General features: G+C 64.1%; 26 protein-coding genes. 16 read left to right on the top strand and 10 right to left on the bottom strand.

Annotated elements, in window-relative coordinates; genetic code table 11:
• The first annotated feature begins 209 nt into the window (after positions 1 to 209).
• Positions 210 to 638: an organic hydroperoxide resistance protein gene (locus tag GQB00_RS06555; RefSeq protein ID WP_165855624.1), complete on the top strand. Its 429-nt coding sequence runs from the start codon at positions 210 to 212 to the stop codon at positions 636 to 638.
• Positions 639 to 663: 25 nt separating this feature from the next.
• Here GQB00_RS06555 and GQB00_RS06560 read toward each other — a convergent pair whose 3' ends face one another.
• From GQB00_RS06560 to codB, 4 genes are all read right to left on the bottom strand, one after another.
• Complete coding sequence (locus GQB00_RS06560) at positions 664 to 1,401, bottom strand: substrate-binding periplasmic protein (RefSeq protein WP_165855625.1); 738 nt, start codon at positions 1,399 to 1,401, stop codon at positions 664 to 666.
• 310 nt (positions 1,402 to 1,711) lie between these two features.
• On the bottom strand, positions 1,712 to 3,010 hold the full coding sequence (gene codA / locus GQB00_RS06565; protein ID WP_165855626.1) for a cytosine deaminase: 1,299 nt from the start codon (positions 3,008 to 3,010) through the stop codon (positions 1,712 to 1,714).
• Positions 3,007 to 3,756 carry a PucR family transcriptional regulator gene (locus GQB00_RS06570; RefSeq protein WP_165855627.1) on the bottom strand — a complete coding sequence of 250 codons (750 nt, stop codon included), beginning with the start codon at positions 3,754 to 3,756 and terminating at the stop codon, positions 3,007 to 3,009. The genes codA and GQB00_RS06570 overlap by 4 nt, the downstream gene beginning before the upstream one ends.
• A gap of 3 nt (positions 3,757 to 3,759) precedes the next feature.
• Complete coding sequence (gene codB / locus GQB00_RS06575; RefSeq protein WP_165855628.1) at positions 3,760 to 5,043, bottom strand: cytosine permease; 1,284 nt, start codon at positions 5,041 to 5,043, stop codon at positions 3,760 to 3,762.
• A gap of 411 nt (positions 5,044 to 5,454) precedes the next feature.
• On the opposite strand from codB, the gene GQB00_RS06580 reads away from it, so the two are divergent.
• Both GQB00_RS06580 and GQB00_RS06585 read left to right on the top strand, forming a co-directional pair.
• Complete coding sequence (locus GQB00_RS06580; protein WP_111495341.1) at positions 5,455 to 5,763, top strand: hypothetical protein; 309 nt, start codon at positions 5,455 to 5,457, stop codon at positions 5,761 to 5,763.
• Positions 5,764 to 5,859: 96 nt separating this feature from the next.
• Positions 5,860 to 6,462: a CBS domain-containing protein gene (locus GQB00_RS06585; protein WP_111495339.1), complete on the top strand. Its 603-nt coding sequence runs from the start codon at positions 5,860 to 5,862 to the stop codon at positions 6,460 to 6,462.
• Between the two features lie 46 nt (positions 6,463 to 6,508).
• Here GQB00_RS06585 and GQB00_RS06590 read toward each other — a convergent pair whose 3' ends face one another.
• Positions 6,509 to 6,799: a hypothetical protein gene (locus tag GQB00_RS06590; RefSeq protein ID WP_165855629.1), complete on the bottom strand. Its 291-nt coding sequence runs from the start codon at positions 6,797 to 6,799 to the stop codon at positions 6,509 to 6,511.
• Between the two features lie 148 nt (positions 6,800 to 6,947).
• Between GQB00_RS06590 and GQB00_RS06595 the strand changes: the two genes are divergently transcribed.
• From GQB00_RS06595 to GQB00_RS06635, 9 genes are all read left to right on the top strand, one after another.
• A complete protein-coding gene (locus tag GQB00_RS06595) occupies positions 6,948 to 7,856 on the top strand; it encodes a LysR family transcriptional regulator (protein WP_228276677.1) in 909 nt (302 codons plus the stop codon).
• A 359-nt stretch (positions 7,857 to 8,215) separates the two neighbouring features.
• Entirely contained in the window at positions 8,216 to 8,890 is a 675-nt protein-coding gene (locus GQB00_RS06600) for a FadR/GntR family transcriptional regulator (protein WP_165855630.1), read from the top strand.
• A gap of 34 nt (positions 8,891 to 8,924) precedes the next feature.
• A complete protein-coding gene (locus GQB00_RS06605) occupies positions 8,925 to 9,737 on the top strand; it encodes a transporter substrate-binding domain-containing protein (protein WP_165855631.1) in 813 nt (270 codons plus the stop codon).
• 41 nt (positions 9,738 to 9,778) lie between these two features.
• Positions 9,779 to 10,465: an amino acid ABC transporter permease gene (locus tag GQB00_RS06610; protein ID WP_111495329.1), complete on the top strand. Its 687-nt coding sequence runs from the start codon at positions 9,779 to 9,781 to the stop codon at positions 10,463 to 10,465.
• Complete coding sequence (locus GQB00_RS06615) at positions 10,462 to 11,112, top strand: amino acid ABC transporter permease (protein ID WP_165855632.1); 651 nt, start codon at positions 10,462 to 10,464, stop codon at positions 11,110 to 11,112. Before GQB00_RS06610 ends, GQB00_RS06615 begins: the two co-directional genes overlap by 4 nt.
• Entirely contained in the window at positions 11,099 to 11,827 is a 729-nt protein-coding gene (locus tag GQB00_RS06620) for an amino acid ABC transporter ATP-binding protein (protein ID WP_111495325.1), read from the top strand. The genes GQB00_RS06615 and GQB00_RS06620 overlap by 14 nt, the downstream gene beginning before the upstream one ends.
• 164 nt (positions 11,828 to 11,991) lie before the next feature.
• Complete coding sequence (locus tag GQB00_RS06625) at positions 11,992 to 13,029, top strand: sodium:calcium antiporter (RefSeq protein ID WP_165855633.1); 1,038 nt, start codon at positions 11,992 to 11,994, stop codon at positions 13,027 to 13,029.
• Between the two features lie 86 nt (positions 13,030 to 13,115).
• Positions 13,116 to 14,075 carry a hypothetical protein gene (locus GQB00_RS06630; protein WP_165855634.1) on the top strand — a complete coding sequence of 320 codons (960 nt, stop codon included), beginning with the start codon at positions 13,116 to 13,118 and terminating at the stop codon, positions 14,073 to 14,075.
• 157 nt (positions 14,076 to 14,232) lie between these two features.
• Positions 14,233 to 15,180, top strand: a complete 948-nt coding sequence (locus tag GQB00_RS06635) for a patatin-like phospholipase family protein (RefSeq protein WP_165855635.1) — start codon at positions 14,233 to 14,235, stop codon at positions 15,178 to 15,180.
• Positions 15,181 to 15,220: 40 nt separating this feature from the next.
• On the opposite strand, the gene GQB00_RS06640 is transcribed toward GQB00_RS06635, so the two are convergent.
• A complete protein-coding gene (locus tag GQB00_RS06640) occupies positions 15,221 to 15,487 on the bottom strand; it encodes a DksA/TraR family C4-type zinc finger protein (RefSeq protein ID WP_111496784.1) in 267 nt (88 codons plus the stop codon).
• Positions 15,488 to 15,755: 268 nt separating this feature from the next.
• Between GQB00_RS06640 and GQB00_RS06645 the strand changes: the two genes are divergently transcribed.
• Positions 15,756 to 18,176 (top strand): putative bifunctional diguanylate cyclase/phosphodiesterase, encoded by a 2,421-nt coding sequence (locus GQB00_RS06645; protein ID WP_165855636.1) that lies wholly within the window; start codon positions 15,756 to 15,758, stop codon positions 18,174 to 18,176.
• Positions 18,177 to 18,185: 9 nt separating this feature from the next.
• On the opposite strand, the gene GQB00_RS06650 is transcribed toward GQB00_RS06645, so the two are convergent.
• Together GQB00_RS06650 and GQB00_RS06655 are read right to left on the bottom strand one after the other, a co-directional pair.
• The gene (locus GQB00_RS06650) at positions 18,186 to 19,226 is read right to left on the bottom strand and encodes a hypothetical protein (protein WP_165855637.1); all 1,041 of its coding nucleotides are present in this window, start codon (positions 19,224 to 19,226) and stop codon (positions 18,186 to 18,188) included.
• A gap of 61 nt (positions 19,227 to 19,287) precedes the next feature.
• Positions 19,288 to 20,067 carry an SGNH/GDSL hydrolase family protein gene (locus GQB00_RS06655; RefSeq protein ID WP_165855638.1) on the bottom strand — a complete coding sequence of 260 codons (780 nt, stop codon included), beginning with the start codon at positions 20,065 to 20,067 and terminating at the stop codon, positions 19,288 to 19,290.
• Between the two features lie 227 nt (positions 20,068 to 20,294).
• On the opposite strand from GQB00_RS06655, the gene GQB00_RS06660 reads away from it, so the two are divergent.
• Positions 20,295 to 20,921, top strand: a complete 627-nt coding sequence (locus GQB00_RS06660; protein WP_165855639.1) for an HPP family protein — start codon at positions 20,295 to 20,297, stop codon at positions 20,919 to 20,921.
• 206 nt (positions 20,922 to 21,127) lie between these two features.
• Entirely contained in the window at positions 21,128 to 21,709 is a 582-nt protein-coding gene (locus tag GQB00_RS06665; RefSeq protein WP_165855640.1) for a GNAT family N-acetyltransferase, read from the top strand.
• Between the two features lie 33 nt (positions 21,710 to 21,742).
• On the opposite strand, the gene GQB00_RS06670 is transcribed toward GQB00_RS06665, so the two are convergent.
• Entirely contained in the window at positions 21,743 to 22,762 is a 1,020-nt protein-coding gene (locus GQB00_RS06670) for a class I fructose-bisphosphate aldolase (protein WP_165855641.1), read from the bottom strand.
• Positions 22,763 to 22,917: 155 nt separating this feature from the next.
• Positions 22,918 to 23,427: a GFA family protein gene (locus GQB00_RS06675; RefSeq protein WP_111495305.1), complete on the bottom strand. Its 510-nt coding sequence runs from the start codon at positions 23,425 to 23,427 to the stop codon at positions 22,918 to 22,920.
• 149 nt (positions 23,428 to 23,576) lie between these two features.
• On the opposite strand from GQB00_RS06675, the gene GQB00_RS06680 reads away from it, so the two are divergent.
• Positions 23,577 to 24,053 (top strand): carboxymuconolactone decarboxylase family protein, encoded by a 477-nt coding sequence (locus tag GQB00_RS06680; protein ID WP_111495303.1) that lies wholly within the window; start codon positions 23,577 to 23,579, stop codon positions 24,051 to 24,053.

Consider the following 24,053-nt stretch of genomic DNA (forward strand, 5'->3'; position numbering starts at 1 on the left):
ACAGCTCTACTTTAGGGATTGGGCGTCTCGCCGCCAAGGGTGGCGAAATAGATTGCGCACAATCTTTATCGGCGTTATGCTGAATTTAAGTTGTGCACAATTTATTTTTGGAAAGCCATACTACGATAACCCCCTGGCTGCGGAATCGTCCGGAATGCACGGAAACGGTCTCCGCCAGCCCCACCATCAGAACTGAGGAGGTTCTAACCATGTCCCTGGAAAAAGTTGCCTATCGCGCCTATGCCGAAGCCACCGGTGGTCGCGACGGTCGCGCCATCTCATCCGACGGCGTTCTGGACGTTTCCCTGGCCACACCCAAGGAGCTGGGCGGCGCCGGCGGTTCCGGCACCAATCCCGAGCAGCTGTTCGCGGCGGGCTATTCCGCCTGCTTTATCGGGGCAATGAAATTCGTGGCCGGTCGCGACAAGCTGCCGATGCCGGAGGACGCCTCCATCGAGGGCGTCGTCGGTATTGGCCCGCAGGGCGTCGGCTTCGGCATTGAGGTGGAGCTGCGCATCAGCCTGCCGGGTATGGACAACGCCCAGGCAGATGAACTGATCGAGAAGGCCCACCTGGTATGCCCATACTCCAACGCCACCCGCGGTAACATCGACGTGACCCTGACACGCGTCGACTGATACCCGACACGCGCTGGCCGGCCCGCTATTCGGCCAGCGCGTACCTTTCCAGCAGTTGCTGATAGCGAGCGGTGTCCTTGAACGCCCGAATGGCCTCGGTAAAGTGCTCGGCCAGCTCGTCCGCCCACTTCAGCTCGCGACTGAACCCCATGAAAATCGGGCTGCTGTCGACGGCCGGGTCAAGAAACGCCAGTTGATCCGCCACACCCTGATTCAGCGCCTCCTGCCGGATCGCGAACGGGTTGCCGATGGCCAGCTTGAAACGATCGCCGGCCACCATCCGCACCAGCGTCCGCTCGTCGAGCACCGCATCGGTTGTCAGGAAACCCGCATCGTCAAAGGCGTCGCCATAGCTGTAGCCGCGAATCGTGCCGATCAGGTAGCCGGACAGGGTCTGCAGGTCACCGTTGAAGGTGACCTCGCTGCCCTTGCGGGTGAAGAAGTGATTGCTTTCCGAGGCGTGGGACTCACCGGTATAGACCACGTACCGGGCCCGGGCTGGTGTCTGGAAAAAGGTGGTGATCATATCCACCCGACCGAACTCGAGCGACTGCAGAACCCGTGGCCAGGACAAGCGGGTATACCGGATGCGAATGCCCAGATTGCCGGCAACGTGTTCCAGTACGTCAATGGAGATTCCGGTCAGTTGGCCCTGTTCAACAAAATAGAACGGCGGATAATCCACTTCCGCCAGGGCGGCGGTCAATTCGTCGGGGATATCCTCGCGGAGGTCCGCTCCCCGGGTGCCGGGAGCAGCCAGCATAGTGACGATGATCAAAACCGTTGCGTAAAGCGAATGCAGCACCAACATGGCCTACCAGGTCTTGGCATTCCGGGGCTCCCGGAAGGAGCGGGCGTCCGGGCCTGGAAAATGCCGGGAATGATCGCGCTGCCAGTCCCTGCATCACGTTGATGACGTCCACTCCATTATTGGCGCTACAGCCCATGACCGCCAGTTGATCGCTGCCAAGCTTTGCAAAATTAACGGCACATTTGTGCCACTGTTTCTGTGCCGCTGTCTCGGTGCCACGGCATCTCACACCCCGGCAACGGCCTTTCGGGCGGGCCTCATGTCACCGGTTCGCGTGCAACGCACCACCGGCCGGCGAATCCGGCCAGCCGGCCACTTCCGGTGTCTCCGGCCTGCGCTGTACCAGCACGCGGCCGTCACGGATCGACGCCCGTACCGGGGTCTGGTTAAGCAGCACCTCGTAGGGAGATTCGCCGTTGAGCACCACGCAGCGGGCCGGCAAGCCCTCGCCAATACCGTACTCGGGCAGATTCATCACCGCAGCCCCGTTGTCGGTAATCAGCTCCAGCGCCGACTCGACCCGGTCCATGCCCAGCATGTGACAGGCGTGCAGCCCCACGTCCAGAGTACGCAGCAGGTTGCCGTTGCCCATGGGGTACCAGGGATCGCGGATGGAATCCTGGCCGAAGGCCACTTTCAGCCCCGCATCCAGCAACTCCGGCACCCGCGTGACGCCGCGCCGCTTGGGGTAGCCGTCAAAACGCCCCTGCAAATGCAGGTTCTCGGTAGGCAGGGCCACGAAACGCAGGCCGGACTTGGTCAGCAGCCGGAACAGGCGGCTACAGTAGGCATTGTTGTAGGCGTGCATGGCACAGGTGTGGCTGGCGCTGACACGGCGGCCGTAGTCCCGGGCCAGGGCCTCGGCGGCCAGCACTTCCAGGAAACGGGATTCGGGGTCGTCGATCTCGTCGCAGTGGACATCTACCAGGCGGTCGTGGCGTTCGGCCAGGTCCATCAGGATCTTGACCGACTCGACGCCGTAGTCCCGGGTGAACTCGAAATGCGGGATGCCGCCCACCACATCGGCGCCGCGTTCCAGGGCATCGGCCATCAGCGCCTGGCCGTTCGGGAAGGACAGGATGCCCTCCTGGGGGAAGGCCACGATCTGCAGATCGACGGCGTCACGTACCCGCTCGCGCACCTCAAGCATGGCATCGAGAGCCACCAGCGAGGGGTCAGTGACGTCCACATGGGTGCGCACGTACTGGATGCCGTGGGCGGCGAACAGCTTCAGGGTCTGCTCGGCGCGACCGACCACATCGTCTCGGGTCAGCATGGGTTTGCGCTCCGACCAGCACTCGATGCCCTCAAACAGGGTGCCGCTGCGATTCCAGCGCGGCTCGCCGGCGGTCAGGGCGGCATCCAGGTGGATGTGCGGCTCCACGAAAGGTGCCGTCACCAGCTGCCCGGCAGCGTCGAACTCGCCCTCGCCCACCGGCTGCGGCTTCGAATGCGACTGGGCTTGCGGCGCGCCGAAACGTCCGGCGGTGATGGGCAGCCGGAACAGTCCGGCCTGGCCGGGCAGGCGCGCGTTGCAGATGGCGCTGAGCGATTCGGTCATGAAAGGTCTCCTGGATGTGGCTGTACTGCGTCTCCCGCATCCCGCAGCAGTGCGCGGGCGAGTACGAGGGTTTCGATGGATTGCGCGGAACCCGGCGCCAGGCCGGTTTCGCGAAACAGTTTATTGAGACGGTAGCGCACGCTGTTGCGATGCGCTCCGAGGGATTCGGCCGCCGCCGACAGGTTGCCGCCGCTGGCCAGCCAGGCGTCGAGGGTCGGCGCCATCGCCGTGACCAGGTCCGCGCGCTGGTTCAGCGGACCGTCCACCAGTACGGCCACCGCCTGACGACCACCGAGCCGCTCGACCAGCGCCGACCCCAGTGTCTCCCCGTTATCCGGCGTACCAGGTCGGTTCTCATCAGCGATCAGGGCGCGGCAAATCACTTCGGTCACCGTCACCATGGGCAGCGAATAGGGCTGCTCCAGCAACGGCAGACCCTGCTCGTCCGCCAGGCGCATCAGCGGCGCCGGCAACTGGCCGATGTAGGCCGCGCCGGTCAGGATCACCAGACCGGCAATGCCTGCCTCGACGCCCTCGTAAACCAGCTCGGCCAGGTTGTCCGGGCTGCGGTGGCGGCTGATGCCGGTGATGAACACCAGTTCGCCGCCTTTCACCCAGGGACTGAACGACCGGTTCTCCGCCACATAGGGCCAGCGCACCACCCGGTCGGCGCCGCTGCGACCACCGCGTAACTGGATCGCTTCCAGTCCTGGCAGCGAGGGGATCGCGCCGCAGGTAATCGCCATGATTCAGATCGCCTTCAGGCTCTGGGCCCGGCGATCCCGAACCGCGTCGCTGGCCACATGGATCAGCGCGTAGGCCGCTGCCGCAATCAGCACGCCGACCAGCGGCGCGATCCAGGGCGACGTATAGGCCGCCAGCGAACCGATAGCATAAGCCGCCAGCCCGGTGGCGTTGAAGGCCGGCAGTGCATCGCTCATGGGATCGCCGTAGTCCGCCCGATGCGCCACGAAGTAGTTGGCCATGATCACCCCGCCGATGGGCGGAATGAAGGTGCCCAGCAGGATCAGGAACGGGATCAGCCACTCGTACATGCCCAGCACCGCCAGCAGCGTACCAATCGCGGCGCCGATCACCGTCACCAGCTTGCGCCGGCGGGTGTGGAACATGTTGCAGCCGGCCACGGCGAAGTTGTAGACGGTGTTGTCCTGGGTGGTCCAGAGGTTGAGGAAGAGCATCAGGATACCCAGCGTCGCCAGCCCCTGCGCGACCATGATGTCGACGATGTCCGACTGCTGGTAGACCAGCGCGCCGAAGGCGCCCACCAGGGTCATCAGGCCGTTGCCGACAAAGAACGCCGCCAGGGTCGCTATCACCGCCGTTTTGCCGGAGCGGGCAAAGCGGGTCCAGTTGGTGGCCTGGGTGCCACCGCTCACGAAGGTGCCGAACACCAGGGTAATGGCCGCGGCCACACCCATCGGTTCGCTGGGCACAATGGCACTGAGTCCGGCCAGACCGCCGCCGTCGGAGGCGGCAATGGACAGGCTGATGGCAATCAGCACGATCATCGCCGGCACCGCCAGGCGCGACAGCCATTCCAGGCCGCGGTAACCGATAAAGGCACTGATGCAGAAACCGAAGCCAAAAAGGACCATCAGCGGCAGGGTCCAGCTTTCAGACAGGCCGGTCATCTTGACCAGAAGCATCGCCATGGTTGCCGTCCCCCAGGCGTACCAGCCAATCTGGGTGAAACCGAGGATGAAATCGGACAGCTTGCTGCCGGCTCGACCGAAGGCGAAACGGCTCATCAATGCCGTATTGAGCCCGGAACGGGCGGCAATATAGCCGAGAATCGCAGCGTAGCTGCCCAGCAGCAGGTTGCCGACCAGCAGAACCAGCAGCATATCCTCAAAGGGGAAAGCCGTGCCGACGCTGCCGCCGGCCCACATGGTGGCCGTGAAGAAGGTAAAGCCCAGCAGCACCAGGCCCATCGACCAGACGCTCTTGCGGGCCGAGGCCGGAACCGGGCTGAGCGGATAATCCTGCTCTCCGGGCTGAACGGAATGACTCATGGTTGCTCTCCTGAAATAGTCGGACAGGCCTGAAACAGGCAGGCAGCTCTGGAATGAAACGCTTGACCCGCTCAGCGCAACGCCTGTGCCAACTCGGGACAGGATGCCCGGAATGCCTGTTTGCGGCTGTAAACTTTGTGCAGACCGCACAATATTGCGCGAAAAACCAATGACACCCTTTCTCAGGCGCACTGATTAGGTGCGAATTTTCAGGGTATGCACAACAGTGTGCCCGCGATAACCGCTCACAATATGTAGCTATCGAAATATAAGTAAATCTACGTTATTTAAATCCCTCCGCTCAGACCTATACTCATAGGTGTGGATTGGAATAACGTAGAGTCTGTCGAAGGACACCGAAGCATCGGTTCAATACCCATCGACAGGTCAAATCAAACGCAGGAAAGCGCCATGCTCAACACACCCGCCAGCCGACTCCTGATCGCACTCGCGATTACGCTGTTCGTGATCGGCTCCAGTCTGTCCCAACCGTCCGATCTGGCGGTGGATCAGGCCCTGGTCAGCGGTGTGTCATTCGATCTCCAGTCCAACCCCGGCAGCGATTCACCGCCGGCCGAGGATCCCCTGCTGATCACGCTGAGCATCGGTCTGTTCCTGCTGGTGGCGCGTCAGCTCCTTGGCGCGACACCCCGCCCCGCGATCCAGGCCCGCTCGGTCTACTACCCCGTACAACCCCAGGGTCCGCCAGCTCAGCACTGATTCCCCGACATCACGACCGTGTCCGCCAACGACACCGGCGGATCACAACGACGTTTTGACGAATCGTTTTACGATTCAGAGCTGAGAGATTGTTTTATGATGCAGAACTACAAGGCACTTCCGACCCATGAAGTTATCGGTAACCAGCGGATCGTGGATCCCCAGCAGCACCAGGACCTGACGCCGGACGACGCGGCCACCAGCGTCATGCGCGACTTCCGGCACAAGCGCCCGGCCACCATCAGCGCCGACCTGGATGTGAAGGAAGCGCGCTCATTGATGAAGTCCGCCGACGTGCCGCTGAAACTGGTGATCAACCACCGTGGTGAATTCCTCGGCCTGATCGGCCTCAAGGACATCTTGGGCAAGCGGGTCATGGCCCAGGCACACGCCATGGGCATCAGCCAGGACGACCTGCAGGTCAGCGACATCATGCACCCGGCCAGCGAATTCCCCAGCGTCCATATCCGGGACCTGGAGCGGATGCGTGTGGGCGACGTGGTGGAAACCTTCAACCGCGCCCACACCGAACACTTCCTGGTGTTCGAGGATGACGCCCAGCACCCGGGAACCACCTGCCTGTGCGGCCTCGTTTCCGCCAGCGTGGTAGCCCGTCGCCTGCACATCGCCCTGGACAGCCGTGCACGCGCCCGCTCTTTCTCGGACATCGTGCACGCCGTCCACGGTCACTTCGAGTAATACGACCGGCGGTCAGCCGTCAGGCCTGACCGCCCTGCTCCGAGGCCTAGCCCTGCAGTCGCCGGGCCAGGACCTCGAAAGCATCCTCCTGCAGCGGCTGTCGCGCCGCCTCCATCAGCGCTTCACGCGTTACCCCGAGAACCCCCAACTGCTGATCGTTCAGTTGCAGCAGGCGACGGAACCGACGCCGGCGCGCCCACAACTTCAACCAGCGGTCCAATGCCTCAGTCAGTGCCAGCGGCGGCATGGCCGGCATGTAGAACTCGGGCATCCGGACCTGGGCTTTATCCGGCACCGGGGCCTCTTGCTGTCGGGTTTGTTGCTGAATCTCGCACATGGTCTGTCCTCCTCGAGTGTCCCGGCTGCGCCGGTGTTCGCAATACGGTGACCTCTCACCGTTTTAGACAGGTTGCGCGCTTCTTTTTGTTCAAACAATCGAAATATTCTACACTGCACTTTAAATATTTCTGAACGCAGGTGGGCCCATGGGCACCCAAATGAAACCCTCGCTGCCGCGCACGCTACCGCTGCTGGAAAGCGACGTGCTGCGCAGCTTCGTCGCCATCGCCGAAACCGCCAGCTTCAGCCGCGCCGCCCGCCAGGTCTTTCGGACCACCTCGGCGGTCAGCATGCAGATCAAGCGACTGGAAGAAACCCTGGGGCAGAAGCTGTTCGTACGCGAGGCCCGCCGGGTCAGCCTGACACCGGAGGGCGAAACCCTGCTGCGCTATAGCCGGCGGCTGCTCAAGCTCAATGAGGAAGCAGTATCCGAATTCCTGCGTCCCGCCCTGACCGGTACGGTCCGTATCGGCACCACCGACGATGTCGGCACCCGCATCCTGCCCAGCATCCTGGCCGAGTCCGCCCGCTCCCACCCGGCTCTGCAGGTGGACGTGGTGGTCGCCGGCAGCGAACTGCTGCGCGACCGTATCGATGCGGGCGACCTCGACCTGGCGCTGATCACCTGCAACGGCGACGACGGGCAGGCCCGTCACGGCACCGTGGTGCACACCGAACCGCTGGTGTGGGCCCATCGCGACGGCGGCACGGCCGTCGATCGGCGCCCCTTGCCGGTCGCCTTCGCCAACCCCGGATGCGTCTGGCGTGGCGCCGCCCTGGCCGCTCTGGACAAGGCCGACATCCCCTATCGCGTGGCCTACAACTGCGAGCACTGCGCCGGCCAACGCGCCGCCATGGAAGCCGACCTGGCCGTCGCGCCCTTCCCCCGGAGCCTGCTCGAAAAACCCATCCGGGAGGTGCCGGAAAACACCGGTCTGCCACCGTTGGGGCACTACCAGATCGAAATGCTGCAGAACACCCAGACCGGCGAAGCCGTGGACGCCCTGGCGGGCTACGTCGCCAACGCCTTTGCGGGACTGCGAAAAGACAGCTAGTGCCCCGTCCCTTGATGTGAAATCACCACTCCGGCGGGCGGGCGCCTTGGCCAGAGCCGCCATCGACAAGCAGTAGGTCAGTGAGTTAACCAGACGGGACTCTGGCCCGACTGATTCAAAGCAAAGGCTCCACGCTCCTGCGGCGCGCCAATCCGGTGCAAGGCAAAGACCCTGTGCGCCGCGAACGACCACGCCCCGGACGGCACTGGTACGTCCAGAATTGCCAGAAACCTCCTATTTTTCATAGCACTAAAAGCTGACCAGAAAACTGGCACGCAACTCGCTCTCACCCGAATAACTGATCAGACCAGTTGGACCAGTCTGACCCCACATGTCTTTTGAGGGAGAGTGCGCACACCATGTCAACGCTTTCCAGCGTGGCAGCCCAGGCGCTGCAACGGAAAATCACCAGCGCCGACTACGCCCCCGGCAGCCGCCTGCCCTCGCAGCGGGCGCTGGCCGAAAGCCTGGGGATCAGCCGGACCTCCCTGCGCGAAGCGATCTCAATGCTCGAAGCCCTGGGGCTGGTTCGCTCCCATCCCGGCAAGGGGGTCTATGTCAGCGAACGCACGCCCCACAGCAGCGATGATGTGCCCCGCGGACCCGCCGGCGTCACCGCCGAATCCATTTTCCAGCTGCGCTACATCGTAGAGCCGGCCGCCGCCGCCCTCGCCGCCCGACACGGCAACACCGCCGTCGATGAACTGCAGGAGACACAGGACCAGCTGGAGCGCGCACTGACCCGGCTGGACCTGGTGGCCGCCGCCGAGTGGGACCTGGAATTCCACAAGCGACTCGCCCGCCATTCGGGCAATCCGTCACTGGCGGAGGTAATGCAGGAAAGCCGGATCAAGATCGGCTACAGCCTGCGCCTGCCATTCGCCAACACCCAACGCGTCTGGGAGACCGTCGACGAACACCGCGCGGTGATCCAGGCGGTCGCCACCGGCGATGCCGAACAGGCACGCCGGGCGATGCAGCGACACCTGCTCGCGGCGGCCGACCGGATCGGCATCCGCTTCGAACAACCCTGAGTTCCAATACGACCCAACCATCGAGGACTGTCTGATGAAAGCAACCACCCGCAACCGTTCACAGCGCTGGGCCCACCGGCTGCTGGCTCCGCTGCTCGCCCTTTGCGCCGCGTTCGGCGCGGTTACCTCCCACGCCAATACCCTGGACGACATCCAGCAGCGCGGCGTGCTCAAGGTCGCGGTGCCCCAGGATTTCCCACCGTTTGGCAGCATCGGCACCGACATGCAGCCCCAGGGCTACGACATCGATATGGCCAGGCTGATCGCGGAAGACCTCGACGTGGACGTGGAGCTGATTCCGGTCACCAGCGCCAACCGTATCCCCTTCCTGACCACCGGCAAGGCGGACCTGGTGATCTCCAGCCTGGGCAAGAACCCGGATCGCGCCAAGGTCATCGACTTCTCCGAGCCGTACGCGCCGTTCTTCAACGGCGTTTTCGGCCCGGCCGATGCGGCTGTCAGTGGCGCAGACGATCTGCAGGATCAGGTCATCGCAGTCACTCGCGGTTCCATCGAGGATCTGGAGCTGACCAAGATCGCGCCGGACAGCGCCACCCTGAAGCGCTTTGAGGACAACAACGCCACCATCTCCGCGTTCCTGTCCGGGCAGTCCGACCTGATTGCCACGGGTAACGTCGTGGCCGCAGCGGTCGGCGAGCGTACTTCCGGCCGCGACCTGGAGGTCAAGTTCCTGATCAAGAACTCGCCCTGCTACGTGGGTGTCGCCAAGGGCGAGGACGCTCTGATCGCCAAGGTGAACGAGATCATCGAGGGCGCCCATGCCGACGGCCGCCTCAACGACATTTCCGAGCGCTGGCTCAACGCCCCGCTGCCGGAAACGTTCTGATCCGGACCGGCACCAAGCCACGCAACGTCACGTGATTCACTATGGCTTATGAATTCGACTTTGCCGCGACCCTTGAGTACAGCGACCTGCTGCTCAAGGGCGCGGGGTTTACCCTGGCGCTGACCGCCGTCGGCAGCGTGCTGGGCATTGGGCTCGGTATCGCCTGCGCGGTGTGCCGGGCGTGGGGCATCCGCCCCTTCAACTGGATCGCAACGGTGTACGTCGAGGTCATCCGCAACACCCCGTTCCTGGTGCAGCTGTTTTTCATTTTCTTCGGCTTGCCGCAGATGGGCGTTCGCATGAGCGAATGGGAGGCGGCGGTGCTGGCGATGGTCATCAACCTGGGCGCCTATTCCACGGAGATCGTGCGGGCCGGCATCCAGGCGACCACCCGGGGCCAGATCGAGGCAGGCGAATCGCTCGCCCTGAACCGCTTCCAGATCTTCCGCCACGTCGTGCTACGGCCTTCCCTGCAACGGGTCTGGCCGGCGCTGAGCAGCCAGGTCATCATCGTGATGCTGGGTTCCGCCGTGTGTTCGCAGATCGCGACCGAAGAGCTGACGTTCGCGGCCAATTTCATCCAGTCACGGAACTTCCGCGCCTTTGAGACCTACGCCATCACCACCGTCATCTACTTCCTGATGGCGCTGGGCATCCGCCAGATCTTCAATCTGCTCGGGCGCTACGTGATTGCCCGCCGACCGATCACCGGGAGGGCCGGCGCATGACCGAATTCACCCTGCTCGACATGCTGCGCGGCCTCTGGTCGGGCCTGCAGTGGACGGTCCTGCTATCGCTGCTGGCCTTCGTGCTGGGCGGCATTGTGGGGCTGCTCGTGCTGTTCGCGCGCATCAGCAGCCACCGGCTGCTGCGCAGCCTGTCGAAAGGCTATATCGAACTGTTCCAGGGCACGCCGTTGCTGATGCAACTGTTCATGCTGTTCTTCGGCATCTCGCTGCTGGGGCTGGACGTGTCCCCGTGGGTGGCGGCAGCACTTGGCCTGACGCTGTTCACCAGCGCCTTCCTGGCGGAAATCTGGCGCGGCTGCGTCGAGTCGATTCCCCGCGGCCAGTGGGAGGCCTCCGGCAGCCTGGCCTTCAGCTACGGCGAGCAGATGCGCCACGTGATCCTGCCCCAGGCCCTGCGCATTGCCATTCCGCCGACGGTGGGATTCTCCGTCCAGGTGGTGAAAGGCACGGCGGTGGCCTCGATCATCGGATTCGCCGAACTGACCAAGACCGGCACCATGATCGCCAACGCCACGTTCGATCCATTCGTGGTCTATGGCCTGGTCGCACTGGGGTATTTCGCCCTCTGCTGGCCGTTGTCGCTGTTTGCCCGACGCCTTGAAGGAGCTTTCCATGTCACTCGTTAACCTCAATGAAATCCACAAGCACTTCGGCGACCTGCACGTGCTCAAAGGCATCGACATGGACGTCACCGAAGGCGAGGTGGTCACCATCATCGGCCGCAGCGGCTCCGGCAAGAGCACCCTGCTGCGCACCATCAACGGCCTGGAAGCGATTGACGACGGCAGCATCCGGGTGGACGGCGTGGGCCTGGAGGCCGGCCAGAAGAATCTGCGCGAACTGCGCCTGAAAGTGGGCATGGTGTTCCAGCAGTTCAACCTGTTTCCGCACCTGTCCGCCGGCGAGAACGTTATGCTGGCGCTCAAGGTGGTCAAGGGCATCAGCAAGGCGGAGGCCCGGCAGATGGCACTGGACGCCCTGGGCAAGGTGGGCCTGGAGAACCGTTTCGACGCGTTTCCCGATCAGCTCTCCGGCGGTCAGCAGCAGCGGGTGGCCATTGCCCGGGCGCTGGCCATGTCGCCCAAGGTGCTGCTGTGCGACGAGATCACCTCGGCGCTGGATCCGGAGCTGGTCAACGAGGTGCTGAACGTGGTCCGCAGGCTGGCCGACGAGGGCATGACACTGATCATGGTGACCCACGAGATGCGCTTCGCCAGGGATGTGAGCGACAAGCTGGTGTTCATGCACGAAGGCCGGGTGCACGAGTCCGGTGATCCCAGGGACCTGTTCACGGCGCCCGGTACCCCCGAGTTGTCAGCATTCATCCAGTCCGTCACCTGAGCCGGCGGCGGCCCGTTCCGGCGGGTCGCCGTTCTGTTGCCCCGTGGTGCCGTTCGGTCCTTTTCTATCCCTATCGTAACCCGGACAGCCAGGGTCGGGCCTTGCGGCGCGCGGTCGCCATCAGGCAGCCTGATGCACTCCGTTCCACCGGTTAAGGACAGCCCATGGACACCCTCATCTGGGCCCTGGTCGCCCTCGTCGGCACCGCGGTCATCTGGAAAGGCAGCGGCCTGCTGGAAACCGCCAGCGCACGGCTGGCGGCCTATTATGCGCTGCCGGACATCGTACAGGGGGCTGTGGTCGTGGCGATCGGGTCCAGCTTTCCGGAGCTGTCCACCACGGTCATCTCCACCCTGGTCCACGGGGAGTTCGAGCTGGGGGTGGCGGCCATCGTTGGCTCGGCGTTGTTCAACATCCTGATCATTCCCGCCGCAGCGGGCCTGAGCACCCGCAAGCAGCTGCGCGCCAATCGGGATCTGGTGTACAAGGAAGCCCAGTTCTACATGATCGCCGTGGCGGTGCTGACCCTGACGTTCGCGTTCGCCGCCATCTACCACCCGGTCGAAGACGGCGACGCGATCCGGGGCGAGATGACCCGCTGGCTGGCGCTGATGCCGGTCGGGCTGTACCTGCTGTACATCTTCGTGCAGTACCAGGACACGCTGGATCAGTCCCAGCCCTCAGACATCGAAGGCATCGCGCCGGGCCGCGAGTGGCTGCGGTTGGGCGTTTCGCTGATCGTGATCGTGGCCGGCGTGGAAGCGCTGGTGCGGGCCGCCATTCAGTTCGGCGAGATTTTCGACACCCCCAGTTTCCTGTGGGGCATCACCGTGGTGGCGGCCGGCACCTCGATTCCGGACGCCTTTGTATCGGTCCGCGCGGCCCGCGACGGCCGCGGGATCACCAGCATTGCCAACGTACTGGGCAGCAACACCTTCGACCTGCTGGTGTGTATTCCCGCAGGCGTTCTGATCGCCGGTGCCACAGTGGTCAATTTCTCCGTCGCCGCGCCGATGCTGGCCATTCTCACCGCCGCCACCATTCTGCTGTTCCTGATGATGCGCACGCACATGGTGCTGTCCCGTGCTGAGTCGGTGGGCCTGCTGGTGTTCTATGCCGCCTTTGTAGTGTGGATCAGCGCCGAGTGTTTTGGGCTCATCGACTGGGTACCCAGCCTGCCGCCGGCGACCGGCGCCGCGTGAACACGGCTTAATTTGACGCCCGGTAGCGCCTGGGTCAGGGTGATTCCTGCTTCTCCAGTAGCCGCAACCAGGAGGAAACAGCCGCCATGACCGCGCTTCCCGCCGACCAGCAACGCTACCGCCGCTACACCCCGGAAACCACTCAGTACACCCTGGCGATCATTACCGACGAGGATCACGCCTCACAGGTGGAGCTGGAAGACGGCCAGACCGCCTGGCGCTCCACCCTGCGCTACGACCGTCTGTACCGCAGCGAAACCGGCGCCGGCCAGGTGCGCTACACCTTCGAGGACATTCCCGCCGACCAGGGCGGCGAGCATCACCTGATCAGCCTGATCGCCGAGGGCGGGCGCGGTGCCGAGTTTTCCGAGTTGGTGATGTTCGGCAAGCGCTTGCTCACCTTCGACGACCGTACCGGCCTGGTGTGTGAAATCCGCCACGAAAACCAGCTCATCCCGCGCCAGATCCTGATGACCGGTAGCGGCGACGAACGCTTCAAGGGGTTCAAGAGCGAGTGGGCGACCCTGCGGGGCGACCAGCTGGTGGTGGGCAGCCACGGCAAGAATCCGCAGGAGTCCTGGATCAAGCTGCTGGACCGGGATTACCGGCTGCACAGCATAGACTGGCAGGACCGCTACCAACGGATGCGCGAGGCACTGGGTGTCGGCCCGGACGGCTACGTGATCCACGAAGCGGCGGAATGGCATCCCGAGCGTCGGCAATGGCTGTTCTTCCCCCGCAAGATTTCTTCCGAGCCCTTCGACGAGCCGGTCGACGAGCGCACCAAGGGCGGCAACACGCTGGTGATTGCCGACGAAGACTTCACCGATATCCGCACCCTGACGGTCGGCGAGCGGGTGCCCGAGCGGGGCGTATCCTCGATCAAGCTGGTGCCGGGGCGACCCAACGAGTGCATCGGGCTGAAGAGTGTGGAAATCGGCGACCGGACCGAGACCTACCTGTTCAGCTTTGACCTGGACGGTCGCGTGTTGCAGGAGGACACCTTGATCGGGGCCTACAAGTGTGAAGGTGTCGAAATTCTGTAGCGCCCCTTCCGTCTTTCATTCCGCCTTTGCAATCAGTTGACCTGTGACAAGCGACATGCGCTCGAATGCATCGCACCCATAGCCATAGCCGATTTTCTCGTGCATCGTCATATGAATAGCATATCCGTGACAGTTCACAGGTGGCGGAGGAACGCGCATGGAAGTCGTATCGGGTGAGGGAAATACCACAGCGCCGTCGGCCCTGGTGGTCGAAGGAGGCGCTATGCGCGGCATCTTCGCCGCGGGGGTGCTCGACGCCTTCCTGGCCGAGGATTTCATGGATTTCGACTTCACCGTCGGGGTGTCCGCCGGCTCCACCAACCTGATCGGCTACCTGGCCGGCGACTATGGCCGCAACCACACGGTCATCACCGGCCACGCCTGCCGCCCGGAATTCATCAACTGGCGCCGTTTCCTGCGCGGCGGGCACCTGTGCGATGTGGGCTGGTTATGGCACCAGTCCTACCGCGATGTGGCGCTCAACTTCGAGCGCTACCTCAGCCAGGGCATTCCGCTGTGGGTGGGCACCACCGCCATCGAGACCGGCACACCGCGCTACTACCGGATCGACGCCGATAACCTGCACGACGTGTTTACCGCCTCCTGCTCCATCCCGGTGGCTTACCGGACGTTCCCGGAAGTGGACGGTCTGCCCATGACCGACGGCGGCATTGCCGATTCCATTCCGGTGGAGTGGGCCTATGAGCAAGGCGCGCGGGACATCACCGTGGTGCTGTCCCGGCCACAGGGGTTTCGCAAGCAGCCGTCCCGTTTCCCCGCGCTGATGCGCCCGCTGTTCCGCGAGCATCCGGCGCTGTACCAGGCGGTGGTGTCCCGCGCCGCGCGCTACAACGCCACCCTGGACTTCATCGAATCGCCGCCGGACGGCTGTCGGGTCCGCGTGGTCGCCCCGCCCGAGGATTTTCCGGTAGGCAGGCTGACCACCGATGCCGAAAAGCTGGAAACCGGCTACCAGCAGGGTGCGCGCGCCGCCCGGCGCTATCTCGGCGTACCGCTGGGCAGCCAGGCCGATGCTTCGCCGGACACCCCGGATCTGCCGGCGGGCGGCGTCTCCCGGCCGGAGGAGCGACCAGCCGCCCGTTGAGCCCTCAGCGCAATATCAGCCCTCAGGGTAATGTCAGCCCTCAGCGCAGCTGACTGTCCTTGCTGCCACGGCGGTTGTAGCCGCTGAACGACGTCTGTTCACGGTCGTGCTCGGCCTGGCAGCTCACGCACAGTTTCACCCCGGGCAGGGCTTCGCGACGCGCCCTGGGAATAAGGGCATCGCACTCCTCGCAGAACTTGCTGCTCTCGCCCTGGGGCAATTCGCTGCGGGCACGCTGCAGGGCATCGTCGACGGTGCTGTCGATCTGATCCTGAACGGCGCCATCCCGCGTCCATCCACCTGCCATATCCATGACCTCCGCAATGTCTTGAGCGTCGCACCATCGGCGTCGCGTCCCCTACCATCGCGCCGCCTGTCAATTTTTGTCAAGCCGCCTGCAATAGGGCGCATTCCAGCTATGGTTGTAGTAGGGAGTGGCTGAACGGTCCCGGGTACAAGACCCGCCGTGTCGCTCCCCCGAGGCGCGAAGTCACAGCAACTTCGTTCGTCCTCCGGCGGATTCCAGTGCCGGTACAAAGGACGCCATCAGCGCCATTGCCTGCAAGGAGGCTTTCATGGCAGGGAGCGCAGCCCCCTCCTCCCGACAACACCGTCTGAAAACCGCGGCCCTGGTGTCCGGCCTGATCGTACTGGTGCTCGTCGCGGCCGGGTTCACGGTATCCGTGGTCCAGATCCAGTCAGCCATCACCGCCTATGTGGGTGGCGAGAGCATCTGGTCCCGCGCTCACCTGACCGCCGGTATCCATCTTGACGCCTACGCCGCCACCGGCGAAGAGGCCGAACTGGACGCAGGCCATCAATGGCTGCGGATTCCACTGGGTGACATGGCCGCCCGCCAGGCCATGGAAGCCCGCGAGCTGCACCGGGAGGCAGCACGGGCCGGCCTGCTGCAGGGAGACAACCATCCGGACGACATCGCGGGGATGATCTGGCTGTTCCGCTACTTTGGCGGCCTGGCACCGTTCGAGCGCGCCATCCAGGCCTGGCGGGATACCGACCCGTACCTGACCGAGCTGCGCGATATCAGTCTTGCTCTGGCCGAGGAAAGGCGCAGCGTTTCACCGGACCGGATGCGCCTGCTGGCGCTGCGAGACCGGCTATCGCAGGTCAACGACCAGCTCAGTGTGTACGCGCATCGCTTCCGGAGCGCCATGGGCGAGGCCGCGCGCTGGGCCACCCAGGTTCTGTCGATCGCCAGTATCGTGTTCCTCGCCCTGCTGGCGGTCCTCGCCTGGTTGCTGGCCAATCGCCTGACCTTCCTGCTGCGCAGCAGCGACCAGAAATTCCGGGCCATCTTTGAGCAGACGGCGGTTGGCATCCTCCAGGTCGGCGCCGACGGCCGGATGCTGGACGCCAACCAGGCCGCCGCGGAGATCCTTGGGCGTCCGGTGGACTCACTCCGGAGCCATCGACTGGAAGACCTGATCCACCCCGAGGACCGGCTACTGAGTGAATCGTCCCGGCGCGACCTGCTCACTGGCCATACCGCCAGCTACACGGTGGAGCAGCGGCTGCAGAAAACCGGCGGTGATCTGTTGTGGGCGCGCCTGACCGTGTCCCGGATGCAGGAGGGACAACAAGGGCCGGGGTATTTCGTGGTCATGCTTGAGGACATTTCCGAATCGCGCCGCATGGCCATGAAACTCAGTTACCAGGCCACCCACGACGAACTCACCGGCCTGCTCAACCGACGCGAGTTCGAGCACCGGCTGGCAGCCATGCTGGGTCAGACCCGTGCCGAGGGCGGCCAGCACGCCCTGTGTTTTATCGACCTGGACCAGTTCAAAGTGGTCAACGACACGTCCGGTCACGGCGCCGGCGACGAGCTGCTGCGCCAGGTATCGCGGCTGGCCGCCGACTCCGTGCGTGAGCGCGACGTGCTGGCCCGGCTGGGGGGCGACGAATTCGGACTGATCCTGGAGGACTGCGACCTGGATACCGCCTCGGGGATTGCGGAAAAGCTGCGCGCGGCGCTGGAGGACATCGTCTTCACCTGGGAAGGGAAAAGCCATTCCATCGGCGCCAGTATTGGCGTGGTGCCAGTCAGCGCCCAGGCACCGGACATCAGTGGCCTGCTGCGCGCGGTGGATATCGCCTGTTACATGGCCAAGGAGGGCGGCCGCAACCGGGTCTACCTGTCCGCGGAGGACGACCAGCAGCTGCACCGCCAGCAGGGGGAAATGGCCTGGCTCAACCGCATTCAGACGGCCCTGCTGGAGAATCGCTTCCACCTGGACGCGCAACTGATTGTGCCCTCAAGCGGCGCGAAGCCGGGGCTGCGCTATGAGGTTCTGATCCGGCTCACCGGCGAGGAAGGACAGCCAATACCGCCCTCGGCGTTCCTGCCGGCGGCGGAGCGCTTCGGCATCATCAACAAGCTGGATCGTTGGGTCGTCACCGAGGTGCTTAACACCCTGGCCCGCCATCCCGATCACCTGACGCAACTCGAGGCGTGCCACATCAACCTCTCGGGTCGCTCCTTCGACCAGCCGGATTTCACCGGTTTCGTGGTGGCGCAGATCGAACAGTCCCGGGTGCCGGCCCACAAGCTCTGCTTCGAGATCACTGAAACGGCGGCCGCCCAGAATCTCTCGGACGTGCAGGATTTCATGCAGCGCCTGGCCGGGCTGGGATGCACCTTCGCGCTGGACGATTTCGGCACCGGCGTCTCCTCTTTCAGCTACCTCAGCCTGCTGTCGGTGGACTTTCTCAAGATCGACGGCAGCTTCGTGCGCCACATCGGCGACCGGCCAACCGACCGGGCCATCGTCCGGGCGATCCACGAGATCGGACACACACTGGGTATGCAGACCATCGCCGAGTTCGTGGAAACGGAGGCGGTGCGTGCCAACCTGGAGCGCCTGGGCGTCAATTACCTGCAGGGCTTCGGGCTGCATCGACCACGCCCGTTGACGGATTTGCTGCAGGAGCCTCCCGATACGACGGCGCTGCGCGTCGGCGTGATTCCCGGCTAGTATCCCGGCTCAGTTGCGACCGTACAGACGCGGCCGTTCGTAGCGGAAGAACCCGTTTTGCTCCTCCAGGCGGATCGTTCGCGCCTCGGCGGCGAAATAGTCCTGGCGTAACTGGACGAGAGCCTGTTGCAGAGCCTCCCCGTCCAGCGATTGCGTCAGCCGGCCACGCTCGGCCATGTAGGCATAGCCGTTTTGCCAGCGTGCTTCGCGATACTGGTCCTCGGCTTCCAGCTGCGCCACCTGCTCCTGGCTGTAGCCGAGCTGGCGGCGAATGTCGTTGATGCGGGCCTGGCGGGCATCGGCGTCCAGCCCGGCGAGCCTGTCCTGAACCGAGTCCAGCCCGAAGTAGACGTTGGCCACGGTGCCGCGGTCCATGGCCAGGGCTTCCAGCTCCGAGCCGTAGGCTTCGTCCAGGCTGGTCTGCAGTTGATACAGGGCTTCGTTGAGTGAAACGGTCCGGTCCTGATCCAGGCGGCGGATGTCTTCCTTCAGCGCCTCACGCTTTTGTGCCCAGGCGGCTTTCTCGTGCGCCCAGATCACGTCCGCATCGGCGCCAAACAGCGCCCGACGCTGACTCCACAGCGCGCCGTTCTTTTCCAGCGGCGCCATGTCCGCCAGCGCGACCTGATGATCGAGCAGCCAGTCGCGATAACGCTCCATACGGCTGACCGTCCGCAGAACCACCCGCGCCCTGTCGGCAAACGCCCGCTTGATGGCCGCCTCGAACAGCGCCGCGCCCTCATCCGGATAACGCTTGAGCAGCCGGCGCTTGACCTCCAGCAACGAGGCCTGGACCCGCGCATTGGCGATATTGTCGCCGTAGGTTTCCCGCAGTTGCTGCGCCAGTTCGCGGACAAAGCGCTGACGGTCGGACTCGCCCGGCAGCGATGGCTCGGCAGGGGCGACGTCCCCGACGGCCGGGGTCGACACCCGGGATTCCGGTGACGCTGCGGACCGGTCGCTATCCAGACGCTCCACCAGCGGCGATGTGACCACGGCGGCGACCGTGCCGGTAGCCAGCACACAGGCGGCAAACAACCAACGTTTCATAAGGTTTCATTCGAGTGGGATGCGGAAAGCGGGCGGCGCATTGCCGCCGCCCGATGCGTTATCAGAGCAACGGTTGCAGCCTGGGCCAGACCAGGTCGGCCAGCTTGCGCGATCCGTTGGTGTTGGGGTGGATGCCGTCGGCGATGATGTCGCCGTCGCTGATCGACGCGCGCGGATCGACAAACTGGCAGTTGGCCACCGAGAAACTGCAGGCCTGCCCCAGACGGAGATCGCCGTAATCCACGGCCTCCTCCATGCTGTCGAGCAGGAAAACACCGTTCTTGGTGTAGTAGTAGCCCAGGTAGATGACGTTATCGACGCCGTCCGCGTGCATCTCGTTGAGCAGGTTGACCGCGTCCACGTAGATATCGTCCACCAGCGTTTTGCACTTGTCGCTGAGTTGGCCGAACTCGTACCACTGGGTCTTGCAGTCGTACGGATCGAGGGCGATCGCCGGAATCAGGATGTCGTTCCCGCCGCCATCCATCACCACCGTGTCGATGGCCGGATTGTCCGCGTAGGCCTGCCGATACTGGTTCGCCACGGACGTCGCCAGGGCGCCGCCGGTAATCTCCGCACCGGAGAGCGTGTACTGGCGGAAGGTCTCACCCGCTTCTTCCTCGAGGAAATCCTGCAGCTCCCCGGACAGCGCGAAGATCGAGTCGCCGACGGTGACCACCTGGTCATTGTCAGCATCGGTCACGCGGGGATTGCTGAGCAGACTGCCGGCGCCACCACAACCGGTGAGTACGGCCGCCAAAGCGACCGCACCGGCGACCCGCAGGAGATGTTTGAAATAATGTCCGGGCACCATTGGCCCCTGATGTGTCACTTGTTCCATTGTCGTTCCCTGTCTTGTTGTCGTTGTACAAGAACTGCACAGGCACTCTAGCAACACCGTCGGCCGCCACTTTGGGAACTGGTTAACAAACAGACAATCCTCCTTGATATTCCGGCGTCAGCCGCTCATTTTTGACGCACATCATCCCGGTACGCACCATTTTATTGCGCGCGCATTGTTTTGGGGCGTATCGTCTAAACCCTTTTTCTTCCGACCGACCGCCTTCCATGGGAAACAGAAACGAACGCCGACGCTGGCAACTCGTCTCCGGTGTCCTCCAGACCCTGCATCTGGAGCGCCTGGCCAACCGCTACAGCCATCGCTCGGTGGTGGCCTGCTTCAGCTTCATCAACGGCACCATCAGTATCGCCCTGATCGCCTTCGTCGCGTTGGTCACCCAGCAGGCTTTCATCTTCCCGTCCCTGGGAGCCACCGCGTTCATTCTGTTCCATGCGCCCATGGCGTCGGCCGCCTCTCCGCGCAATACGTTCTGCGGGCACCTCGTGGGGGCACTGATGGGCTACGCCAGTCTGCACCTGTTCGGCCTGGCCCATGCACCCTCGGCCATCTTTACCGGGGTGGATCTGCCGCGGGTGGCGGCAGCGGCGATGTCCCTGGGCACAACCGGATTCCTCATGGTGTGGCTGCGCGTACCGCATCCGCCGGCCGGGGCTACCGCACTGATCGTGTCACTGGGGCTGATGCCCGACTTCCATCAGTTGCCGATCGTCCTGGCGGGGGTGACCCTGCTGCTGTTGCAGGCCTTTACCCTCAATCGCCTGGCCGGCCTTCGCTACCCGCTCTGGCGCCATGCACCCGACCCTCCCGGGGCGACCGCCACCGCGGGTCAGTGAGCGTTCGCCGGCCGGCTTGGCCTGACGGCACAGACCGCCTATAACTCTATATAGCGCCGTAATAGCACCATAGAAAGACCGCCGCATCGAAGACAGGGCAGCGTCTGAAAGCGCCTGCGCCGACGTGTGGGCACGACGCGCTGGATGAACGCTCCGTCCAGGCCATCGGCGCTATATCGAGACTGTCCTCAGGGAGGAAGGGTGGGATGGATGTCATCAAGGCGACACCGGAGTACGGGCTGAGCATCGCTGAGCTGGCCCTTATTGCCGGCGAGGGGGTTCCCGGCTACTTCTGGGAACAGGCGCGCCAGCCACACCAGAGCGCCCTGGAATACGGCGCGGAAAAAGCCGCCGGCGGAGCGCAGAACTTCTCCTACCGTAATGTTCACCTGGCCATGGACCGCGATCGCGTCGCCGGGATGCTACTGGCCTACCGCCTGCCTGACTCGGGGGAATTCGAAGACCTCGATGCCCTGCCCGACTTTATCCGGCCGTTGGTCGAGTTGGAGCAACGCGTCCCCGGCAGTTACTACATCAACATGTTGGCCACCTATCCGGCCTATCGTCACCAGGGGATTGGCAGTGCGCTGATGGCCCGGGTCGACGGCTGGGCCATCGAGGCGGGATGCGAGCTGATCAGCATTCAGGTGTTCGAGAAAAACGAGGGCGCCGTCCGGCTTTACCGGCGATTGGGCTATATGGAAGTGGACAGCCGACCGGTGGTCGGCCACCCCAGCATGCCCCACGACGGGCGCATTCTCCTGCTGATCCGCCGCGTAGGACAGTGAACCGGGCAGGCCTGAAAGCCTGCCCGGGAATCGTCAGGCGGCTTCCTGATCCGCCGAATACTCGCCCAGCCGGGCCTGGCTATTCAGCCGCGCGCGTTTGAGAAACGCCTGCTGGGCCGCTTCCAGGTTGGCCGGATCGCCGCCCCAGGCGCGCATGGCGTCTTCCTGCAGGGCCCGGCCATAAGACATGCTCAGGTGCCAGGGAGCCCGCTCACGCATCCGGTTCATGGCGTTGAGGTTGGCGGTCGCTTCTTCCGGCGTCTGGCCGCCGGACAGGAAATTGATGCTCGGCACCGCCGCCGGAACCGTACGCCGCAGGATCCGGATGGTCATGTCCGCCACCTCTTCCGGCGACGCCTTGCCGCGTTCCTTGCCCGGGGTGATCATGCTGGGCTTGAGGATCATGTGCTCAAGCACCACGTTATGCTGGTGCAGGGCATGGAACACGGCGTGCCAGACCTGCTCGTTCACCTGCGCCGCCCGTTCCATGCTGTGGTTGCCGTCGATCAGGACTTCCGGCTCGACGATCGGCACGATGCCGGCTGCCTGGCAGGCCGCCGCGTAGCGCGCCAGCATCTCGGCGTTGGCGGTCAGCCCCAGGGCGGTGGGGTTGTGATCGGTAATGGGATAGACCTCGCGCCACTTGGCGAAACGAGCCCCCTGGGCCTTGTAGCCCTCCAGGCGTTCGGCCAGGCCATCCAGGCCGTAGGTGATCTGGTCACCCGGCGCGCCCGGCAGGTCGCCCTTGCCCTTGTCCACCTTGATGCCCGGAACAATCCCCTGGGACGCCGCCAGTTCCGGCAGGGGCGTACCCTTGTCGTCTTTCTGGCCCAGGGTTTCCTCGTAGAAGATGATGCCGCAGATGTAACGCCCCACATCCGGCGTCGACAGGAGCATGGATCGATACCAGCGCCGGTTCTCCTCGGTGGAATCCACCCCGACCGCGTTGAGCCGCTTGGTCATGGTGCCGGTGCTTTCATCGGCCGCCAGGATCCCGCGGCTGGCATCAATCATGTCTTCGATGGTTTGCTGTAGCTCAGCGCTGCTCGACATGTCTACTCCTCCTTGTGTCTACTCTGGTCCCAAGATACTTGCTGATTTCTGAACAAGCGGCAAGGTGTCCAACAAGGTGTTAATGGAGTCGTCATGGAAGACCGGCCAGCGCCTCGCCCCCTTATGAATAGCCGTTCCGGCCGGCGCCATTCGTCCTAACACGCGTCGTCCGGCCACTGGTCTTCCAGACCCAGGCGCTGGTGCCACTCCGCCAGGGACTCCTCGGGGTACTCGTCATACACCTTGTCCCGCGGGCCCGGCGCCAGCGGCACCCACCCCGGCTTGAAGGCCACCATCAGGTGCGTCCGTTCCGGCGCCTCCGGCAGCTCGGTGTCGATCGCCGAGGCCAACGGATGCACCAGGTCCGGCCAGTTCGGGTCGTACAGCCAAAGATTGCTGCCACAGACCTTGCAGAAATGGCGCTGGCCCGAGCTCTGGGCGATGGTGCCACTTTCAGCATCCGCCAGGCGCGCCCGGTAGACGGTAATGTTCTCCTCACCGGTGACCCGCAGCGTGCGGTAATCGGCACCCAGGTTGATGGCGTAACCACCGCCACCGCCGGTCTTGCGGCAGATGGTGCAGTAACAGAGATTGAACGGATAGAAATGCGCCGACTGCACCGAGAACCTCACGGCGCCGCAATGACAGGATCCATCAAGCTTCATACTGCCTCTCCCGATTGGCCATGTACCTTCCAAGCTACCGCGACTGACAAAGCCTGAAAAGCCGCCGTTAAAAAAACAGCCCGCCGTGTCACATTCCGTGTGGCTGTCTCGTCCTGTTACTGAAAGCCAATCCAACCGGAGGAGCCTCCATGCAAGCACGACTGAATGCCTACAAAGCGGCGCCGGACGCCATCGAAGCCATGACGAAACTGGAAGACTACACACGTCACTGTGGTCTGGAGTACAGTCTGATCGAACTGGTCAAGACCCGTGCCTCGCAGATCAACGGCTGCGCCTACTGCATCCATATGCACACCAAGGATGCCCGGGCGGCCGGGGAATCCGAAGAGCGCCTGTATCTGCTGCCGGCCTGGCGCGAATCGCCGCTGTACTCGCAGCGGGAACGCGCCGCCCTGGCCTGGACCGAAAGCCTGACACGGCTGGCCGACACCGGCGCCCCGGATGCCGATTACGAGCAGGCACGGGCCCAGTTCAGCGAGACGGAGCTGGTCAACCTGACTCTGCTGATCGGCGGCATCAACGTCTGGAACCGCATTGCCGTCGGCTTCCGCAACGTCCACCCCACGACGCCTCAGGCGTCCGCTGAACCGGCGGTGGCATCCTAG

The sequence above is a fragment of the Marinobacter sp. JSM 1782161 genome (genome assembly GCF_011421605.1).
Taxonomy (GTDB): Bacteria; Pseudomonadota; Gammaproteobacteria; order Pseudomonadales; family Oleiphilaceae; genus Marinobacter_A; species Marinobacter_A bohaiensis.

What these genes read in the sequence shown, in the direction of transcription:
- GQB00_RS06570 (WP_165855627.1), bottom strand. Translation starts at nt 3,756, where the DNA reads ATGGCGATTACCTGCGGCGCGATCCCCTCGCTGCCAGGACTGGAAGCG.
- GQB00_RS06600 (WP_165855630.1), top strand. Translation starts at nt 8,216, where the DNA reads ATGTCAACGCTTTCCAGCGTGGCAGCCCAGGCGCTGCAACGGAAAATC.
- GQB00_RS06615 (WP_165855632.1), top strand. Translation starts at nt 10,462, where the DNA reads ATGACCGAATTCACCCTGCTCGACATGCTGCGCGGCCTCTGGTCGGGC.
- GQB00_RS06675 (WP_111495305.1), bottom strand. Translation starts at nt 23,427, where the DNA reads ATGAAGCTTGATGGATCCTGTCATTGCGGCGCCGTGAGGTTCTCGGTG.
- GQB00_RS06625 (WP_165855633.1), top strand. Translation starts at nt 11,992, where the DNA reads ATGGACACCCTCATCTGGGCCCTGGTCGCCCTCGTCGGCACCGCGGTC.
- GQB00_RS06645 (WP_165855636.1), top strand. Translation starts at nt 15,756, where the DNA reads ATGGCAGGGAGCGCAGCCCCCTCCTCCCGACAACACCGTCTGAAAACC.
- GQB00_RS06580 (WP_111495341.1), top strand. Translation starts at nt 5,455, where the DNA reads ATGCTCAACACACCCGCCAGCCGACTCCTGATCGCACTCGCGATTACG.
- GQB00_RS06650 (WP_165855637.1), bottom strand. Translation starts at nt 19,226, where the DNA reads ATGAAACGTTGGTTGTTTGCCGCCTGTGTGCTGGCTACCGGCACGGTC.
- GQB00_RS06555 (WP_165855624.1), top strand. Translation starts at nt 210, where the DNA reads ATGTCCCTGGAAAAAGTTGCCTATCGCGCCTATGCCGAAGCCACCGGT.
- GQB00_RS06590 (WP_165855629.1), bottom strand. Translation starts at nt 6,799, where the DNA reads ATGTGCGAGATTCAGCAACAAACCCGACAGCAAGAGGCCCCGGTGCCG.
- GQB00_RS06595 (WP_228276677.1), top strand. Translation starts at nt 6,948, where the DNA reads ATGGGCACCCAAATGAAACCCTCGCTGCCGCGCACGCTACCGCTGCTG.
- GQB00_RS06605 (WP_165855631.1), top strand. Translation starts at nt 8,925, where the DNA reads ATGAAAGCAACCACCCGCAACCGTTCACAGCGCTGGGCCCACCGGCTG.
- GQB00_RS06635 (WP_165855635.1), top strand. Translation starts at nt 14,233, where the DNA reads ATGGAAGTCGTATCGGGTGAGGGAAATACCACAGCGCCGTCGGCCCTG.
- GQB00_RS06655 (WP_165855638.1), bottom strand. Translation starts at nt 20,067, where the DNA reads ATGGAACAAGTGACACATCAGGGGCCAATGGTGCCCGGACATTATTTC.
- GQB00_RS06670 (WP_165855641.1), bottom strand. Translation starts at nt 22,762, where the DNA reads ATGTCGAGCAGCGCTGAGCTACAGCAAACCATCGAAGACATGATTGAT.
- GQB00_RS06665 (WP_165855640.1), top strand. Translation starts at nt 21,128, where the DNA reads ATGGATGTCATCAAGGCGACACCGGAGTACGGGCTGAGCATCGCTGAG.
- GQB00_RS06630 (WP_165855634.1), top strand. Translation starts at nt 13,116, where the DNA reads ATGACCGCGCTTCCCGCCGACCAGCAACGCTACCGCCGCTACACCCCG.
- codA (WP_165855626.1), bottom strand. Translation starts at nt 3,010, where the DNA reads ATGACCGAATCGCTCAGCGCCATCTGCAACGCGCGCCTGCCCGGCCAG.
- GQB00_RS06585 (WP_111495339.1), top strand. Translation starts at nt 5,860, where the DNA reads ATGATGCAGAACTACAAGGCACTTCCGACCCATGAAGTTATCGGTAAC.
- codB (WP_165855628.1), bottom strand. Translation starts at nt 5,043, where the DNA reads ATGAGTCATTCCGTTCAGCCCGGAGAGCAGGATTATCCGCTCAGCCCG.
- GQB00_RS06640 (WP_111496784.1), bottom strand. Translation starts at nt 15,487, where the DNA reads ATGGCAGGTGGATGGACGCGGGATGGCGCCGTTCAGGATCAGATCGAC.
- GQB00_RS06680 (WP_111495303.1), top strand. Translation starts at nt 23,577, where the DNA reads ATGCAAGCACGACTGAATGCCTACAAAGCGGCGCCGGACGCCATCGAA.
- GQB00_RS06560 (WP_165855625.1), bottom strand. Translation starts at nt 1,401, where the DNA reads ATGCTGGCTGCTCCCGGCACCCGGGGAGCGGACCTCCGCGAGGATATC.
- GQB00_RS06660 (WP_165855639.1), top strand. Translation starts at nt 20,295, where the DNA reads ATGGGAAACAGAAACGAACGCCGACGCTGGCAACTCGTCTCCGGTGTC.
- GQB00_RS06620 (WP_111495325.1), top strand. Translation starts at nt 11,099, where the DNA reads ATGTCACTCGTTAACCTCAATGAAATCCACAAGCACTTCGGCGACCTG.
- GQB00_RS06610 (WP_111495329.1), top strand. Translation starts at nt 9,779, where the DNA reads ATGGCTTATGAATTCGACTTTGCCGCGACCCTTGAGTACAGCGACCTG.